The 18,377-nt window shown below is 47.0% G+C and carries 15 protein-coding genes; 10 read left to right on the plus strand and 5 right to left on the minus strand.

All coding sequences use genetic code 11. From position 1 onward, the window contains the following. Positions 1 to 48: 48 nt before the first annotated feature. The 4 genes from ACSX1A_RS17830 to ACSX1A_RS17845 all read right to left on the minus strand — a co-directional run bounded on the left by ACSX1A_RS17830 (position 49) and on the right by ACSX1A_RS17845 (position 4,573). Complete coding sequence (locus tag ACSX1A_RS17830) at positions 49 to 915, minus strand: RelA/SpoT domain-containing protein (RefSeq protein ID WP_439880993.1); 867 nt, start codon at positions 913 to 915, stop codon at positions 49 to 51. 98 nt (positions 916 to 1,013) lie between these two features. After that, positions 1,014 to 2,285 (minus strand): chloride channel protein, encoded by a 1,272-nt coding sequence (locus ACSX1A_RS17835; protein ID WP_439880994.1) that lies wholly within the window; start codon positions 2,283 to 2,285, stop codon positions 1,014 to 1,016. A gap of 19 nt (positions 2,286 to 2,304) precedes the next feature. Next, the gene (locus ACSX1A_RS17840; protein WP_439880995.1) at positions 2,305 to 3,747 is read right to left on the minus strand and encodes an aldehyde dehydrogenase; all 1,443 of its coding nucleotides are present in this window, start codon (positions 3,745 to 3,747) and stop codon (positions 2,305 to 2,307) included. A 37-nt stretch (positions 3,748 to 3,784) separates the two neighbouring features. Further along, positions 3,785 to 4,573: an SDR family oxidoreductase gene (locus ACSX1A_RS17845; protein WP_439880996.1), complete on the minus strand. Its 789-nt coding sequence runs from the start codon at positions 4,571 to 4,573 to the stop codon at positions 3,785 to 3,787. 118 nt (positions 4,574 to 4,691) lie between these two features. Here ACSX1A_RS17845 and ACSX1A_RS17850 point away from each other — a divergent pair, with 118 nt between their 5' ends. From ACSX1A_RS17850 to ACSX1A_RS17880, 7 genes are all read left to right on the plus strand, one after another. Next, complete coding sequence (locus ACSX1A_RS17850) at positions 4,692 to 5,219, plus strand: 3-hydroxyanthranilate 3,4-dioxygenase (protein ID WP_439880997.1); 528 nt, start codon at positions 4,692 to 4,694, stop codon at positions 5,217 to 5,219. A 233-nt stretch (positions 5,220 to 5,452) separates the two neighbouring features. Then, the gene (locus ACSX1A_RS17855; RefSeq protein WP_439880998.1) at positions 5,453 to 6,538 is read left to right on the plus strand and encodes an amidohydrolase family protein; all 1,086 of its coding nucleotides are present in this window, start codon (positions 5,453 to 5,455) and stop codon (positions 6,536 to 6,538) included. Between the two features lie 634 nt (positions 6,539 to 7,172). Then, positions 7,173 to 8,447 (plus strand): kynureninase, encoded by a 1,275-nt coding sequence (gene kynU / locus ACSX1A_RS17860; RefSeq protein ID WP_439880999.1) that lies wholly within the window; start codon positions 7,173 to 7,175, stop codon positions 8,445 to 8,447. 186 nt (positions 8,448 to 8,633) lie between these two features. Then, the gene (locus tag ACSX1A_RS17865; RefSeq protein ID WP_439881000.1) at positions 8,634 to 9,167 is read left to right on the plus strand and encodes a hypothetical protein; all 534 of its coding nucleotides are present in this window, start codon (positions 8,634 to 8,636) and stop codon (positions 9,165 to 9,167) included. A gap of 159 nt (positions 9,168 to 9,326) precedes the next feature. Further along, the gene (locus ACSX1A_RS17870; RefSeq protein ID WP_439881001.1) at positions 9,327 to 9,821 is read left to right on the plus strand and encodes a hypothetical protein; all 495 of its coding nucleotides are present in this window, start codon (positions 9,327 to 9,329) and stop codon (positions 9,819 to 9,821) included. Between the two features lie 154 nt (positions 9,822 to 9,975). Continuing rightward, positions 9,976 to 11,535 (plus strand): IS1182 family transposase, encoded by a 1,560-nt coding sequence (locus ACSX1A_RS17875; protein ID WP_439881002.1) that lies wholly within the window; start codon positions 9,976 to 9,978, stop codon positions 11,533 to 11,535. A gap of 710 nt (positions 11,536 to 12,245) precedes the next feature. Continuing rightward, positions 12,246 to 13,178 carry an aldo/keto reductase gene (locus ACSX1A_RS17880; RefSeq protein ID WP_439881003.1) on the plus strand — a complete coding sequence of 311 codons (933 nt, stop codon included), beginning with the start codon at positions 12,246 to 12,248 and terminating at the stop codon, positions 13,176 to 13,178. A 959-nt stretch (positions 13,179 to 14,137) separates the two neighbouring features. Here the strand turns inward: ACSX1A_RS17880 and ACSX1A_RS17885 are convergent. Further along, positions 14,138 to 15,331, minus strand: coding sequence for a glutathione-independent formaldehyde dehydrogenase (locus ACSX1A_RS17885; RefSeq protein ID WP_439881004.1), 1,194 nt, complete (start codon positions 15,329 to 15,331; stop codon positions 14,138 to 14,140). Between the two features lie 1,003 nt (positions 15,332 to 16,334). On the opposite strand from ACSX1A_RS17885, the gene ACSX1A_RS17890 reads away from it, so the two are divergent. From ACSX1A_RS17890 to ACSX1A_RS17900, 3 genes are all read left to right on the plus strand, one after another. Next, positions 16,335 to 17,015, plus strand: coding sequence for a hypothetical protein (locus tag ACSX1A_RS17890; protein WP_439881005.1), 681 nt, complete (start codon positions 16,335 to 16,337; stop codon positions 17,013 to 17,015). A 75-nt stretch (positions 17,016 to 17,090) separates the two neighbouring features. Next, entirely contained in the window at positions 17,091 to 17,564 is a 474-nt protein-coding gene (locus ACSX1A_RS17895) for a hypothetical protein (RefSeq protein WP_439881006.1), read from the plus strand. A 67-nt stretch (positions 17,565 to 17,631) separates the two neighbouring features. Then, entirely contained in the window at positions 17,632 to 18,231 is a 600-nt protein-coding gene (locus ACSX1A_RS17900; RefSeq protein ID WP_439881007.1) for a hypothetical protein, read from the plus strand. The last annotated feature ends 146 nt before the right edge of the window (positions 18,232 to 18,377 follow it).

The raw sequence follows: 18,377 nt of genomic DNA on the forward strand, positions 1-18,377 counted from the left end.
TTCTTTGCAATAGCCAGTGCTTGGGCAAAAGAAATGCCTGAGCGCTGGCTATTTCTTTTCTGTTAACCTGCCGATGCAGGAGTACAACTGTTTTTTGTCTTCATTTTGCAAGGGTAGCTCATCTACAAAAGCATGAAGTTCTGCGGCTATGTTTCTGTTACCGGTCTGCTGCTTATACTCGTTTAGTTTATTGGTTAGCATGCGCATGTAGGAAGCCATTTCGTCAGCCTGTGTGGTAAGTTTGTTCAGGAGTTGCAGCATGCAATCCAGAAGTTCACTGTTATCATGATCGGGATACCGGATGCTGTGGTCTATCTCACTCCAGCCTTCCTCAAACAGGGTTCGGAGTTGTATTTCGGCAAAATAGCGTTGTTTTTCAGGCTTAGTCTCAATAACAAAATGGATGGCTTTATAGCCCGATGGGTGCACCAGCATCTTGCAGCCAAAGGAGGTAAGTTTGTTAGTAGCAGTACTCTTTTGTACACTCTTAACATAAGCATAGGGCTCCCGTTTCAGTTTCCACTTGTCCAGGATGTAAAGGCCGATCTCTTCCCAGGCTTCCTTGTGCAGGTGCAGTACCCGCACACCCACCAGGTCATTGATCAGGTCCATGTAATTACTGCTGGTAATAGTTCTTTGCGGATACTCCTTCTTTTTCCGGACAATCTTTTTGAGCAGGTGCTGGGGTTCTTTTACCCGGTACTTTATACTATGAACTCCTTTCGCTTTCTGCATAAGTCGCGAGATAAATCCTGCAATATCTGTAAGCTCCGTTTGCCTGGTAAGGTAGTCGTTGTAAATGTCTAGCAGGTGCTGTGGATCAATTCCTAACGCACGTAATTCCTCCTCACTTTCATCGAGCAGAGAAAGTATAAAGGGTACAGTCGCTTTCTGTGTCGGGTTGTTTTCGCTCATTAGGGGAGGACATTAGTTGGCCCTCTTGTAAAGTATAATAGGTTTTTGAACTAAATGTTGCGTGTTAAGCCTGCTGGTTAAGTATAGCCTGGTGGTTTTTACTCCTTTACAGCAAGTTGCGCATTGATAAGCGGTGTTTTCGGAGCCAGAAAAAAGCCGGTAAGGCTGGCGAAGATGATTGGTACAAACTGATGAAAGCCCGTCATGGTGGCCAGCAGAATAGCCGTGCTGATGGGCGTACGGGTAACACAGGCGTTGATGGCGGCCATACAACTCACCATGATAAGCGGCAGGTTCTGGCCCGGGAACAGTTGATTTACAACCAGCCCTACCGTTGCCCCCAAAAAGAACAGCGGAATGATAAAACCGCCGCGCCAACCGGAGGTGACCGTAAAAGCGATCGCCAGGATCTTAGCCACGACCAATATCAACAGGAACTGCAGCGAGAATTCCTGTTGCAGCAGCACGTTCAGCTCGTTATGGCTAAAGTAGCGCGAAAGGGGCACAAAATAAGCAATCGTGCCTACTAATAATCCACCAATGGCCATGCGCACGTAAATCGGCAGCTTTATAGCTTCGAAGATGCTACGCGACTTACGAATCGTAAAGATAAAAACCCAGCCTGCTGCCGTGCCTGCCAGGGCGTACAACATAGCATAAAAGAAGTCGTTCAGCTCCGGCGTAGTATATATTGGGAAAACCCAGGTGGGACCGATGCCGATGTGCGTGATAAAAATGAAGATAACATAACCGGAGCAGCTGGCCACCAGGGCTGGCATCAGGGCTTGGTAGTACTCGCTGATGTGCTTGTGGTGCTGAATCTCGAGAGCAAAGAGGCTGCCGCCCAGCGGGGCTCCAAACAAGGCCGTAAACGCGGAGGCCATGCCGGCTATGCTCAGCGAGCGAAGGTCCTCGCCACGCAGCTTGAGCTTTTTGGCAATCCAGGTGCCCGTAGAGCCCACCACCTGCACCAGTGGCGCCTCAGGGCCTGCACTGCCACCACTGGCTATGCAGAGCCACGACGACAGGATCATGGAAGGATTATTTTTAGGCTCCAGCCTGCCACCTTTAAAACGGATGTTGTTCACGATCAGGTCCATCTCCCCCGGGTCGCCCAGAAAGTGAATGACCAGGCCCGCCAGCAGGCCCGCTACAGTCATGAGCGGGATAACCATTAATCCCTGGAACTGCGACAGATAATGCAGGAGACCTTCCAGTACAGTCCAGTAAAAGCTGGCTATTACGCCGCCCACAATGCCCACAGCCACCCACAGCAGGAACAGCTTACTGAACACAAATGGATTGAATTGCAGCGGATAGTTTAATTGGTTCCGAAGCGAAACGGCCAGCCTTCTTCTCTTAAAGTCCATCAGGCAAAGGTAAAGCCTCCTACAGCTTTACACAAACATTCTGCGGTTCTGTAAAGAATCGTAGCGCTTCAAAGCCTCCCTCACGCCCTACGCCAGAGCTTTTCATACCGCCAAAAGGAGTGCGCAGGTCACGAAGCAGCCAAGTGTTGATCCAGATGATGCCGGCGTGGATCTGGTGCGCCACGCGGTGCGCACGGGTAAGGTGCTGCGTCCAGATGGTAGCGGAGAGGCCGTAGTCGGTGCAGTTGGCATATTGGATAACCTCTTCTTCGGTATCGAAAGGGATGAGCGTTACCACCGGACCAAAAATTTCTTCAGTATTGGTGCGGCACTCCGGCGAGAGCCCTTCGATAACAGTAGGGGCAATAAACCAGCCGTTGGCGCAGCGTCCTTCTACCTGCACCTGGTGGCCTCCGGTAAGTATGGTGCCACCTTCTTCTTTGGCCAGTTCGATATAGGAGAGTACTTTTTGCATATGCTGCTCCGATACCACTGCACCCAACTTAGTGCCTTCCTGTAGGGGATCACCAATGGTCATGGCCTTCACCTTCTCTACAAAAGCTTCCCTGAATTTGTCGTACAGCGGCCTTTCTATGAAGATACGGGAACCACACAGGCAGATCTGGCCCTGGTTGGCAAAAGAGGAATGAATAGAAGTATGGAGTGCGTTATTAAAATCGCAGTCGGCAAAGATGATATTCGGGTTTTTGCCACCAAGTTCCAGCGACAGCTTTTTGAACATAGGTGCTGCTGTGGCGGCAATACTGCTTCCGGTTTTAGTGCCTCCGGTAAAGGAGATAACAGGTACTTTAGGATGTGCTACTATTGCCGCTCCTACTTTGTGGCCGTAACCATGCACGATGTTCAGAACACCTGCAGGCAAGCCAGCCTCCATGCATAACTCCGAAAACAGGTAAGCCGTCATGGGTGTTACCTCCGATGGTTTGGCAACCACACAGTTTCCGGCGGCAAGGGCAGGGGCTATCTTCCAGGTGAACAAGTATAAAGGCAGGTTCCAGGGAGAGATACAGCCTGCCACACCATGCGGATGCCGCACCGTGTAGTTAATCGCTTCGGTGCCTTCCATGTAATGTGCCTCGGAAGCAAAATGCTGTATAGCCGTGCCGTAAAAGCGCATGTTGCTGCTGGCGCGAGGTATGTCAACAGTCTTTGCAAGCTTCAGTGGTTTACCGTTATCTATAGATTCCGCTTCAGCCAAACGGTTCAGGTTCTGGTCGATTAGGTCGGCAATGCGCATCATAATCTGGCCCCGCTTTTCGGCTGGCGTTTTAGACCATGACGGGAAAGCGGCCTGCGCGGCCTTTACAGCCTGCTCCACATCCTGCTCATCAGAATCCGGAATGTAGGAATACAGCTCGCCCGTAGCCGGGTTATAGTTGTTGATGTATTGCCCTGCTAAAGGCTCTGTTAGCTGACCGTTTATATAGTTCTGAAGCTTCACTGCATTTGGGAAATAGAATTAAAGTTATGATTGGGGCTTACAAACACCCTGTTCTACCGCCATCGACAGGTACATTGATACCATTGATGTAAGCAGCGGCAGGTGTGGCCAGGAAAGCGGCAGCGGCGGCTACTTCTTCCGGCTCAGCGAAACGGCGGGCAGGTATTTCAGACATCATATCTTGCTCCGTTGCCTCTATACTAATTCCACCTTTTTGTGCCTTACTCTCGATAATGGACTCTAAACGCCCTGTACGGGTAGCGCCTGGCAGTACATTGTTCACTGTGATGCCAAAAGGACCCAGTTCATTGGCCATTGTTTTAGCCCAGCTGGCTACAGCCCCGCGAATCGTGTTGGATACACCTAAACCTTTAAGTGGTTGCTTTACAGAAGTGCTGATCACATTGATGATGCGGCCATACCTTGCCTCCTTCATGCCGGGTATCACAGCCTTGGCTAAAAGGTGGTTGGCGATCAGGTGCTGGTTAAAAGCATTAATAAACTCATCTGAAACAGCCTCTGTGATTGGTCCGCCGGGAGGGCCTCCCGTGTTGTTAACAAGTATGTGTACAATTGATTTCTTTTTCAGGTAGGCCTGCACGTTTATGTTCAGGTCGTAGGGGTCAGAGAAATCGGCTACAATGTAATCGTGCTGCTGCCCTTTGCTTGTATCGAGTTCCTGAGTTACAGCTTCCAGTTTGTCTTCGTTGCGGGCTATTAGCGTTATGCTTGCCCCTAGCTGTGCCAGTTCTATTGCTATCGCTTTGCCAATGCCTTGCGTGCTGCCGCACACAATGGCTTGTTTGTTTGTTAGGTCCAGGTTCATAGGATAAATGTACGGAAAAGCCATTAAAATTGTATAGCGAGATGTGCCTGCTATACTTACGTTACCATCTTTGCCTGCTTTTGCGTACCTTCAATTTATCAACTTAACCAATAAAACTATGGCTATAGCAAAACCTTTCAACTTTAAGCAATGGATAGATGAACACCGCCACCTGCTTAAACCACCCGTAGGAAACCAGCAGGTGTTTAAAGGCAACGACGACTTTATTGTGATGGTAGTAGGTGGCCCTAATGCCCGGAAAGATTACCACTACGATGAAGGAGAGGAGTTCTTCTACCAGTTGGAAGGTGATATCACACTCAAGATCATAGAAGACGGGAAGCAGGTTGATATTCCGATCAAAGAAGGGGAGATATTTCTGCTTCCTCCGCGCGTGCCCCATTCCCCGCAACGCCCGGCCAATACCATCGGGTTGGTGATAGAGCGCTATCGCAAAGAAGGAGAAAAGGATGGCTTCCTGTGGTTCTGTGAGAACTGCGGCAATAAATTGTATGAAGAGTATGCCGATGTAACGGACATTGTAGAGCAGCTGCCAAAGATCATGAGCCACTTCTGGGATAGCATGGAGCACCGCACCTGCAACGTATGCGGTACTGTGATGGAGCCGCCTGTTAAGCCGGCATAAAATCAATAAGGCTATGAATACGAGGGCAAATTGCGGGAGAGAGAAGTAAAGAACGGTGCTTTTACCGACCTGGTTTACGATAGCATCTAAAAGGAAAAACCATCCTCCCAAACACCTGCTTTAGGCTAAGCTTTTAGTATAATACGTGCGTAGAAAGTATAAAATGCTTATATTGTTGGATTGCTTAATTCAGCCGTACAACGTATAGTAGTACTTTTCGTTCGTTTAACAGCATGCAAGAAAATAAGCCTACAACAAGTATACTTACCGATCACGATCTGCTGAAGATCGACATACACACGCATATTTTGCCTGCCACCTGGCCTAATCTGCGTGAGCGCTATGGCTATGGCGGCTTCGTTAGGCTGGAGCACCACAAGCCTTGCTGTGCCCGTATGATGATGGACGATAAGTTCTTCCGGGAGATACAGGATAACTGCTGGGACCCGAAGGTGCGCATGCACGAGTGCAGCCAGCACAAGGTGGGCGTACAGGTGCTAAGTACGGTACCCGTTATGTTCAATTATTGGGCAAAACCGGAGCATACCCTCGACCTTTCTATGATGCTGAACGACCACATCGCCGGTATTGTAGCCGATTATCCGGATCGCTTTGTAGGGCTTGGAACCTTGCCGATGCAGGCCCCTGACCTGGCCATAAAAGAGCTGGAGCGTTGTGTGAAAGAGCTGGGTATGGCCGGTGTACAGATCGGTACGCACATCAACGACTGGAACCTGGAGGCACCAGAGCTTTTCCCGGTATTTCAGGCGGCAGAAGAATTAGGGGCCGCAGTTTTTGTGCACCCCTGGGATATGTACGGCAAAGAGAAAATGACCAAGTATTGGCTGCCATGGTTGGTAGGGATGCCTGCCGAAACTAGCCTTGCCATTTGCTCCATGATCTTTGGAGGGGTGCTGGAGCGCCTGCCAAAGCTACGGGTGGCTTTTGCCCATGGTGGTGGCTCTTTTCCGGCTACAGTAGGGCGTATCGCGCATGGTTTCGAAGTTCGCCCTGACCTTTGCGCCATCGACAACAACGTAAATCCTCGCGATTACCTGGGTAAGTTCTACCTCGATTCGCTGGTACACGACCCTGCAGCTTTAGAATATCTTGTTAACCTTGTTGGTGCTAACAGCATTGCCCTCGGCACTGACTATCCTTTTCCGCTTGGCGAACTGGAGCCGGGCAAACTGATTGAATCTATGCCTTACGACCTGGCGACCAAAGAGCGCATGCTTAGCGGTACTGCCCTGGAGTGGCTGAACCTGGAGAAAAGCAGGTTTGTGAAGGATGGGGAAAAAGTAAGGGAGAGAGTTTAGTATCTGTTATTCCTGTCCAGCTTGTCTACGCTGTCATCTCGAACACAGTGAGAAATCTCTACAGGACTTTGGAAGATCCTGCTATGCTTTCTAGCTGCCTTTGATCCTCAGTCTTAGCTTTGTCCTTTTGCATTTCTGGCTTTGGTGCGCTCTAGCCCGCGAGGGCACGTCCTCGGGCATCGCGCTGCTTTCGCTTCCTTTGCTCCTACGTCACAATGCCTCGCTGCCCGCTCGTCACCGGAACCTCTCGAGGCGCTCAACCCCAGGACTGGGATCAGTTCGATAGCTTCAGCTTTTGCTGTACGATAGGAACAATTCCCCTCCTCGGAGGGGGCAGGGGTGGGTTCATTATAGCAACTTCGGCAACAGTGTCTCTACTTTAGCATCATTATAGCAGAAATGATCAACGCCTGGCGCGGGAATCATTCCCGTGACTGTTTGTGGATGAGAGTCTCCAGACTCGCTGATCCCTTCATGGGCTAGAGGTCAAAGAATAGCCAGCCATAAGCCTCAGATCTCTAACTTGTTTCGAGCGAAGGCAGGGGTGGTTGGAGCAGGTACTGCAAATCCTTATCTTCGCGATAAGAAAGTATAAAGCCGACATAGAACGGCTTCAAAAATAAAATCCGCACAGATGAACTATCAGAATACCCTTGCCTTTGCGCAGGAGCAAGACAGACAAGATCCCTTATATCATTTCAGAGAGCGTTTTCACTATCCGCAGGTAAACGGCCACGATGCTATTTATTTCTGTGGTAATTCACTGGGCATACAGCCAAAGACTGCACAAATGTACATCGACAATGAGATGTATAAATGGGCTAACCTGGCTGTAGAAGGACATTTTAAGGGAGAAGAGCCGTGGTTTAACTACCATGAACTGCTAACTCCTGCTGCTGCCCGCGTTGTTGGCGCTAAAGAGAGCGAAGTGGTGATCATGAATCAACTGACCGTGAACCTGCACCTGATGCTGGTGTCGTTCTACAGGCCGGAAGGCAAGCGGTTCAAGATCATTACAGAAGGTGGCGCTTTCCCGTCAGACCAATATGCACTGGAGTCGCAGACACGTTTCCATGGCTATAACCCTGATGAGGCTGTAGTAGAGCTGTTCCCGAGAGAGGGAGAGCAGACGCTGCGCACCGAAGATATTCTGGCAAGTATAAGAGAGCATGGTGAGGAGCTGGCATTGGTTATGATGGGTGGCATTAACTACTACACTGGCCAGGTTTTCGACATGGAGGCTATTACGAAAGCAGGACATGAAGCTGGTGCCATTGTTGGTTTTGACCTGGCACACGCTGCCGGTAATGTGCCGCTTAAAATGCACGATTGGGGTGTGGACTTTGCCGTGTGGTGTACTTACAAATATCTGAATTCTGGTCCGGGTGGTACATCAGGCGTATTTGTGCACGAGCGCCATGGCAATAATCCTGATTTGCCGCGCTTTGCCGGTTGGTGGGGGCACGATGCACAGGCTCGTTTCCAGATGAAGAAGGGTTTTGTGCCGATGCAGGGAGCAGAAGGCTGGCAGCTAAGCAATGGGCAGATCATTCCGTTTGCCATGCACCGTGCCTCTCTCGAGATCTTTGATGAAGCGGGGATGGAAAACCTTCGTGCGAAAAGTGAGAAATTAACCGGTTACCTGGAGTTTCTGATAGATGATGTGCACGCTGGCAAGGATGTGATGGAAATGATAACGCCACGCGACCCGGACGCGCGCGGTTGCCAGATTTCTATACTTGTAAAAAAGGATGCCCGCCTGTTGTTTAACAAGCTGATGGAGGCTGGCATTATCGTGGACTACCGCGAGCCAAACGTAATTCGTGTAGCACCTACGCCACTCTATAACAGCTTTGAGGAAGTATACCGCTTCTCAGAGATCCTGCACGAGTGCTTGCAGGCGCACTAACTGCTACTAAGATCTAAGCTATCATTAAGCGGCTGGCTCTCCTGAGGTCAGCCGCTTTTGTTTTTCAAGAGGTTTAGTTTCTGAAATATAGTATATTCGTTAGTCAAGTTCCGTTTAGCCGCCTGCTGTTGGTTGGCTAAACGGAATAACTTCCGTTTATAAACAAGTTGACAAAAATTATAATATATGAAAACAAAACTATTCACACTAATTCTTCTAGTCTTCTCTTTTCAGGTGAAAGCCCAAACAGAGACACCGATCAGTTACAAAAAGGCGATTTTTATAGAAGCCTTTGGGCAAGGCTTGAATGCCTCTGTCAACTACGATATGCGAATTAAGAAAGGCGCACAAAGTGGACTTGGCTTTAGACTTGGTGTTGGAGGTATCTTTACAGGTACATCAAATGCTGACGCAGGAAATAGAGTGAATGGCGTTGTAGCGTTTCCAATGGGCTTGAACTACTTAATTGGAGAAAACAAAAGCTCATTCGAAGCAGGCGTAGGGGTCACACCTCATCACGCTCGTGCTGATATTTACAGTCCCACAAGTGCTAAAATAATTGACAAAAATGGTTGGGATACGAATGGTTACTTAAATCTTGGCTATCGTTTCCAGCCGCTCACTAATGGGTTTATGTTTAGGCTCAACTGGACTCCAGTAATTAGCAACACAGGTTTCTTAGCACAAAATTTTGGTCTTTCAGCAGGGTACAGCTTCTAACTGATTGTCAAGTCTTACCATTCAATGTGCTGGTAGATTCTAAAACCTACTGTAAGCCGTGAGAAAATAACTTGTGTCAACACGGCACAGGCTCCATACTCGGCTACACCTCGTCCATAGCCTGTACTAATCCGTTGGTGTGTATTTGAATTTATAAAAATGATAAAAAAGAGCCTTTGCTTCATAGCCTTAGTTGTCCTGTGTTCCTGTGAACAGCAGGAGAGTAAATTAGAAGCTGCAACAACAGAAGCAGAACAAACTAAAACGGAAGGCAGCACAGAAGCAAGCTGGCTCAATCCAGAATACCTAACAGCTGACTTTAACGGTGACGGTCATTCAGATACAGCCTTCGCAGTAATAATCAATAATAAGAAAGGCATTAGAATAAAGCACGGGAATACCAACGAAGAATTTGTTATAGGTGCTGGAAAGGATTTTGGAAACGGTGGTGATGACTTTTATTGGGTAAAGAACTGGAACATCGTCACGGACAGTATGACTTACGAAGTTACTTTCATGGAAGAAGGAGATATTGACGGAAGCAGAGACATAAAGCTTGAACACCCTGCTTTTTATATCGGAACCGAAGAAGAAGGTGGAGCTACAGTAGCTTGGAAGGAAGGTAAGTATGTTTGGATACACCAGGCGGACTAAAGAAAAACAAACACCAACAAGGTGCAGCTTTTAAGCTCAGCTACGCTTCGCCCATCAGCTGCACAAGTACGTCAGACTGTCTAATAACATCTTACTTCCGGCAACCTTTGTCAAGCTAAGCAGCTAAGTGATACTACACGTATCCACCTAAGCTATGAAATTCAAACAAGCCTACAGCCGGGACGAGCCTCCCGGTGGTGGGGCCAGCCTGGAGGGGCTGATCTCCGCCGACAACGAGGTGCGCTTCATCGACGCCTTCGTCGATTCCCTTCCGCTCGAGAAGCTGGGCTTCCGCACGGCCTTCCCCGAAAACGGGCGACCTGCCTATCATCCTTCCATACTGCTCAAGCTCCTGGTCTACGGTTACCTGAACCGCATCCGCTCCTCGCGCTGCCTGGAACGGGAGTGCGGCCGCAACCTGGAGGTGATGTGGCTGCTGGGCCAGCTGGCTCCTGACCACAACACCATCGCCAACTTCCGCAAGAACAACTCAAAGGCCATCACCCGCGTCTTCCGCGCCACGGTTCGGGCGGCGCAGCACTTTGACCTGATCGGCGGCGAGCTGCTGGCGGGCGATAGCACCAAGCTGCGGGCCCAGAACTCGAAGAAGAACAACTACAACCGGGGCAAGATCACCCGCCACCTCACTTACATCGAAGAGAGGCTCTCGGACATTCAGCAGGCCCTGGCGCAGACAAACCAGGTGGAGCCGCTTTTGGACGCCATGGCCCGCCACGCGCTGCGGCGCGAGCACTACCTGAGGCTTTTGCGCTACCTGGAGGACTCGGGTGAGGACCAGGTCTCCACTTCCGATGCGGAGAGCCGGCAGCTGATCATCCGCAACACCATCACCGAAGTGGCCTACAACGTGCAGGCGACCGTCGATGCCAAGCACTACCTTTTGCTCGACTACCGCGTCACCAACCACAACGACCGCCTGGCGATGGGAGGCATGCTCCGCAGGGCCAAGAGCATTGTGCGCAACCACTCTTTCACGGCCCTTTTCGACAAGGGCTACTATGCTGGCTCGGAGCTGGAGACCGCCCAGGGGCTGGGCATCACGGCGCTGGTGGCCGTGCCGGCGCCCGCATCCAACGCGCCGGACCCAGCCTATAACGTAGAGCACTTCGCCTATGACCACACAAGCGATACCTATACCTGCCCCGAGGGCCACACCCTCACCACCAACGGCCACGTCTACACCAAGCACCTGAGCCGCGCCCACCCGACCAGCTTCCACCAATACCGCACCAAGGCCTGCAAGACGTGCGCGGCGCGAGCTCGCTGCACCACGGCCAGGAACGGAAAGCTCATCGAGCGCAACACCTACACGCCGGTCTTTGAGCGAAACCGGCGGAACATCGCCGCACAGCCTGATCTCTACAAGCGCCGGCAGGCTATCGTCGAGCATCCTTTCGGCACGCTCAAGCGGCAGTGGGGCTACAGCTACGTGCTCACCAAGCAGGGAATGGAACGCGCCTCGGCTGACGTGGGCCTGATGCTGGTGGCCTACAACCTGCGCCGCATCTTTAATATCGTCGGCTTGGAGCGGCTGCTGGCTTACTATGCCGCCTCTTTAAGCGTGTTGTGGACCCTAAAAGCCATGTTTTGGGCCTGCTGGCGGGGCTGCAGGCAACGTATAAAAGTCCCTTCCTCTAGTGCAATATATCTACAAATCGCTATCTTTAACCAAGAACCGAGCGGAGGTTTTTAGACAAACTGCCGTTAGGCGCAACAATTGGCAGACAACGATTAAAGACAATTAATTAAATTCAACATTACCTTATTCGCTCTGGCGCTATTTCTTTTTTCTTCGTGCAATCCGTTTACCTTAGAACCTTTGGATGTAAAAACAGTTAAAAGTAAACAGGATCACCGCAAGATGGTTTCATACAAGTGATATTACGAGCGTACACAATCATGTAGAAATAAACACTTACAGAGGCTGGGTGCAAGTCTTGGAAGCAGACGGGAGCGGGTATGAAATTTATGACTTCTTTGGCCAATCCACGACCCTTTACAGGTCAACAAAAGGAGAAAAGCTGCTGGCTTTAGTGAAACAGCAGAGGAAAATGCAAAAAGATTGTGTATAGAATACAAACTCTCCACATTGGAAGAAACCCTGAAATTGAGGTGAGAAATAATGAAAGCTGATACTAACTAACTACGCCTGACAAAGCATTTTTGAAAGATTTACTTTTTCAATCTCTTCAATGTAAACGGCTCGCCGGGTGCTAAAACCTTTAGTCCACGCGGGGTCTTCATTGCTAAGCCTTGTACATTGGCATGAGCCCCCTGCGTTGCATTCCAAGGTCCCTTGGTGAACTCACAAACCCCTGAAGGAGACCCTGGCAGGACGAAAGGAAATCCTTTTAGAACGGTGATAATGACAGAGAATATAAATACTAGTATCTGGCTTAAAATATGAGGCAATTATTTTGCCTGTCGCTATTGTCAGCCAGATCGTTTTACAACACAAAACAGGCAAACATGAGCACATCAAATGCTGGTATACAAACAATGATGCTTCCGTCAGGCAGGTCGATACCTGTATTCGGCCAGGGCACATGGCTGATGGGAGAAATATCCTCTAAGCGAAATGCAGAACTTGCCGCACTTCAAAGGGGCTTAGACTTGGGCTTAACGCTCATTGATACTGCTGAAATGTATGGCGATGGAGCCGCTGAAGAGCTGGTAGGCCAAGCCATAGAAGGCCGTCGGAAAGAAGTTTACCTTGTGGGTAAGGTACTTCCACATCATGCCACCAGACAGGGTGTAATAGATGCCTGCCATCGAAGCCTCAAACGGCTAAAGACTGAATACTTAAACTTATACCTGTTGCACTGGCCAGGCCAAATACCACTTGATGATACATTGGAGGGTTTTACCTATCTCAAGGATCAGGGGTATATTATTGATTACGGTGTAAGCAATTTCGATACGGCAGATATGAAGGAGGCACTGACGTTACCCGGAGGCGATGGAATAGTGACTGACCAGGTTATGTATAATCCTGCACGCCGGGGTATCGAATACGACCTGGTGCCCTGGTGCCGTCAGCGTGCCATTCCCATTATGGCCTATTCGCCGTTAGAACATTCGCCCGAAGACCGCAGGAAAATGCTCGAAAATCCAGCATTAAAATTGGTTGCAGAGGCACATGAAGCCACTCCGGCACAGGTGGCCTTGGCATGGCTGCTTCACCAGAATGTAATTGTAACCCCTAAAGCAGGCACTTCAAAGCATGTAGAAGAAAATCGCCGTGCCCTCGATATCACCCTTACCGAAGAAGATCTGTCAAGACTCGATCAGGCCTTTCCGCCACCGCACAAAAAGGTGCCGCTTGAGGTTAGGTGAGCAGCTCTTCAATGTACAGTACACGGATATAAGAAAGCATGTATTATAAAATCTTCATGGTACCGGCATAATAGGGGGTTGCCCATAGGCGCAAGGTATTTCGGCGAAGAAATATTTTAATCCACGCGGGGTCTTCATTGCTAAGCCTTGTACATTGGCATGAAACCCCTGCGTTGCATACCAGGGTCCCTTGGCCAACGCACAATCCCTTGAAGGAGACTCTAGCAGGACACCCCCTGGTAATAATAGTAATAATATTGTCAAAGAACTATAAAGCACATCTAAAGGCGACGCTCCATTCAACCGTGATTTTTTATTGCGACAGGAAGTTTGATATAGAAGTCTTCAACTAATACTGCACAGCCTCTAATAGCTTCGAATGCTGTCGCGACATATATATTAGGATGCTGTAATAGCAACTGCAAGATGAACACATGTCGGCTTACACTTTGTAATGAGTCATTGCTGATATAGGATTTGTAAAGGCATTGGGCCTTCATTGATCTATAAAGGAAGCTTTTTCACAATCTATTTGTTTGCTGCCGTATACCTGTTGGCGGTACCCGGTTTGCTCATTTACTGGTTTTCCGCTACACAACAGCATGCCATGCTGATGACGTTTTTCCCTGTTTATGTTCTTGTGATTTTAGTCTGGTTATATACCTTCATTGAAAGTATGTCGGTATGGGCGCAATGGTTTACCCGTTTAAACCCGGTTAGCTATTTTATAGAGGTGATGCGGAGATAGCATTTAAGGGCAGCCGCCTTGCCCGCATTGTGCGGTCTATAGTTATTGTAGCGGCCTTTGCTGTAGCATTAAACGTTTGGGTCGGATTGAGTTACCGGAAGCGGGTAAGGAAAAACCCACCCTTTTGTGCAAGGTGGGTTTATTACCGAAATATCTCATCTTCGGTTCTCTATGGCCTCTACCAACAGCCTCTCTTATTATTAAAAAAGCTTTACGCTGATGCGGCTTTTGCTTTTTGACCTGCGGATTGCTTCAACTCACTTTTCGATTTACCTGGTTTTAAAATCACTTTAGTCCAGCCATTATCCCGGGCATCAAAATGCTGGTAGCCGTTAGGAGCATCCTCTAAAGGCAATTCATGCGAGATGATGTGGGATGGAATGGCTTTACCTGTAGAGATCAGCTCGCAAAGCTCACGGTTATAAGATTTGACATTGGCCTGCCCCGTAGCGATACGCTGCCCTTTCATCCAGAAATTACCAAAGTCAAAATCCATATGTCCTTTTTTCTGTAGGGGATCTTTGGCATTGGGATCCTGGTTTATAAACACGCCAACCACCCCGATAGAACCCGTGAACTTGACAGCCTGAACCAGGTCGTTCATGGTTTGGTTGGGCTGTTCTTCATTCCGTTGATTGCAGCATTGGTAACCCACGCATTCGCAACCTCTGTCGGCGCCTTGCCCATCAGTCAGATCCATTACTTGCTCAACGGCAGAACCTTTTGAAAAATCTATAGGAATAGCTCCTAATTCTTCAGCCAGTTTCAATCTGTCCGGATGCATATCAACCACCATGATTTTACTGGCCCCTTTAACGCTGGCTGAGAGCGCGGCCATTAACCCAACCGGACCGGCACCAAAGATAACCACCGATTCTCCCGGTTTTAAACCCGCCAACTCGGTAGCATGATAGCCTGTTGGAAAAATATCGGACAGCATTACATAATCGTTTTCCTTTTCTGCGGCACCTTCGGGCAGTCTAAGGCAATTAAAATCGCCATACGGCACCCTCAAAAATTCCGCCTGTCCTCCGTTATAAGGGCCCATGCCAGCAAAGCCATAGGCTGCACCTGCAAAGCCGGGGTTCAACTTAAGGCAATAGGCGGTTAACCCCCTTTCGCAGTTTTTGCAATGGCCACAGCCGATATTAAAAGACATGCATACCATATCACCTACCTTAATTTCCGACACCGCTTTACCAACCTCTACAACTCTTCCGAGATTTTCGTGTCCCAGGACTCTACCCGTCTCCATATTGGTTCTGCCTTCATACATATGAAGATCAGAACCACAAATATTGGTGGTGGTTATTTGTACCAGCACATCGGTTGGTTGTTCTATTTTGGGATCCGGCACATTATCAACTCTTACGTCGTATGGGCCATGATAAACAAGTGCTTTCATATAGAATGTTTTAGAAGTGAAAAAAATGAATAATTGTAGCGTGAGAAACGCAAAAACATATACTATAACCAGCTCTTCAAAATCCTTATGCTGGTATACTTGATCTAAAACTCATAAAGCTCACTCTCGCAGGTGGAAGCGAAATTGATATTGGGTGAGGAATTAATTGGGTGAGGAATTATGTGTATGGTATGGTGCGAAGCAGGCACTTATAATTAAAGAAAAAAAGGAAGTTATTACTTAATGGCTCAGGAAATTTTTTAGGTCAGATTGTTATTATCACAGGTTGAAAAAATATCAATACTGGTAAAAGAGAATACTGAATATTATGAATTTATCAGTCAGGCGTTCCTGTAAAAATAAAGTCACCTATTCTGCACCACCTTCAATAAAGATGTTTTTCCTTTTTGCTCTTCAGTTGCAGCACAATATCTTTCAGGCTGCCGGTGTAAAAACTTATTTGTCCTTTGTCGGGCTTTGGGGTTCTGGTGATGACGTACGTGTCTTTGCCTTCGTATAGAAGCTAAGGCACCTACGATAGATATCACCCATTCATAAGTTTTTCTGCTGAGGATCACGGTGTTAATTGTTTTGATAAAAGATGCATAGCCGTTGTCTTCCCCTTTATGTTCTACGCTGGATAAAAAAGAAAGACCATCATTGGGCTTGACAATTTAGTCGACATGGCTCATGGCAATGTACAGCACTACTTTTATTTCGGTAGTCATACTTGCTGTAAGTTAGCGGAATTGGTAACTCCAGAAACTATATTAAAATTTAAAGATTAAAAATTAAATAAGAGCAATTTACTGCGAAATATAGAATAACTTAAAAAAATATAGAATTCTTGTAAGTTGCGAATGATAAAGAACTGCACATAACAAAGGCTTTTCGATAGTGGGACGAGACCTCGAAATTCAACAGTAGTTCTTCGATTGAGCTTTTGTGCAAAACTAAACGCAAGTGCTACAATTGCCCCACCATCGCAAAGCCTCGATCCGTTATGAATGACAGCAAACTACAAATAATAACTGGGCTTCTATCCGCCTTTCTGGCAATCAGCTTGCTTGTGAAGTTGCACTATATACCTGGCGGAATGATTTTATCTGGCTTGTTTTTAGGAAGTATGCTTTTGGTTGCCATCATCTTCGGCTGTTTAGTTGTTGCTGGCATTTTAAGAGTAGTAACTAAAAAGTATTCTTTTATTACTCTGTTTTCAGTTGCTACAATAATCTCATTCTTGGTTTTTCATTATAAATTGTACTCTCCGACTTTAAAGATTATAGTACCAAATGGCTTTACCGGAGAAGTTACTCTTATTTTGGCAAACGTTGATGAAAATATTTTAAATGTTGATAGCAATGGAATCGGTTATATAAATCAATGGACTTTTGAAAAGACTTATACAGAGCCTGTTGTATATACGAGTGACGGTAACAACATCAAAGAACGTCTAGTCGGTTTTAACCCCTCAGCTTTTTGGGGTAATGGAAAGGTGTGCTGTATTCAGGGAAAGGAAATTCATACTTTAAATTTTGAAGTTGTGCCGTTGGAGAAGTTAGGCGAAAAGCAATACTACTCGAAAGATTTGACAGCATTAATTGATACAGCCCTAGTTCTTGCTGTAGAACCTGACAGATATACAAGAGCCCAGACTGAAGCTTTTGAAACTGATATAAAGTAAGAAAAACCTTTGCCAACAAAAGCTATTGTACATAAACGTACCATAGCCCAAGCGTTATGCAGTTGAAATTACTAAATGGTAAAAACAGGTATACCAGCTAATACTTATTCTCTGATTCCTAAAGTAGTTGTTCTATCTCTGCTGCTTGGGTATGTTATAGAAAATACTCTTTTGGCGATTGGCTTAGGAATCCTGTCAGGACTTATTCTGCATGTTTGGGGTAGCTACTATGATTGTGTGGTACATCTGGAAAACGGTGTAGCGAAATTCTACTTCCTAAGACCATTCTTCTTCAAAGAAGAGCATGACCTGAAGCATCTGGACAAGGGGGAGATTATCAGAGAAGATAAGGATAGAACCCAGAGAGACATTTGGTGGCAGGCTGATATGCTCTTCCAGTTCAGCTATGACAGGTTGATTCTACATAAAGGTGCAACAGTTCATGAAGTCAGATTCAGAACAAATGAGAATGACTTGCCTAAACTTGAAGCAGCAGTTATAGAAATATCTGAAAGAAAAGAAGGTGTAACGATGGATAAAACTATATAATTTAGGTTCAGCTACGCCTCCTCACTTTATACGCATGCACATTGCCATTTAACTTATTTTAAAATAAATGAAATTTACCTCTTTCCTCCTAGTTATTATACTTGGCTTTATAACACTTGTGGCAAATGGTCAAAATATTAAACCATTAGAAGCTGTATCAAAACAAAATCATGACAACAAGCAGCAAGCTATTATTTATGGAAACTTTGTACAACGTTTAGGCTTTAGTAGTGGCGGGTTTGCTCAAGATATCAGATTAATAAATGTTGAAACAAATGAAGTTTTTAGCCTTCGCGTCAAACCAACGTTTAAATCAGCCAAGGAAAATAGTTTTTGTTTCTATATAAAACCTGGTACTTATAAAATATTAAATTACTGGTGGACTGAGAGTAAGTGGTATGGAGGTAAAATGTTCACCGAATATATTTTCAAAGGAATAGAATCATCAATTGCTTCTGACAAACTAAAGAAAGGACAGATCCGGCAAAATGACCTGGAACAATTCTCTTTTGAAATTTCGGATAGCTCGGTTTACTATCTCGGTACATGGCATTTTGATAAAGAGCTAGTTTCTTTTAGCCATGAAAAAGAAGGACTCGATAAAATTATTCAAGCTAAGTATCCTGAAATTAACTGGGAACAGGCAAAAGTAGAAATTCCAAAATAAGAACAAGTCATTTGCTGTATATACTGCATGCTTCAGCTGGAGCCTCACAAGTTGCCTGTACAAGCTCATAAACCAACTCCTTATTAGCACAGCCAAAGGGATGCGTATCAGTAAGTTAATTTTATTCACAAAGCGTATTTAAGAAT

The sequence above is a fragment of the Pontibacter sp. MBLB2868 genome, assembly GCF_051904785.1.
Taxonomy (GTDB): domain Bacteria; phylum Bacteroidota; class Bacteroidia; order Cytophagales; family Hymenobacteraceae; genus Pontibacter.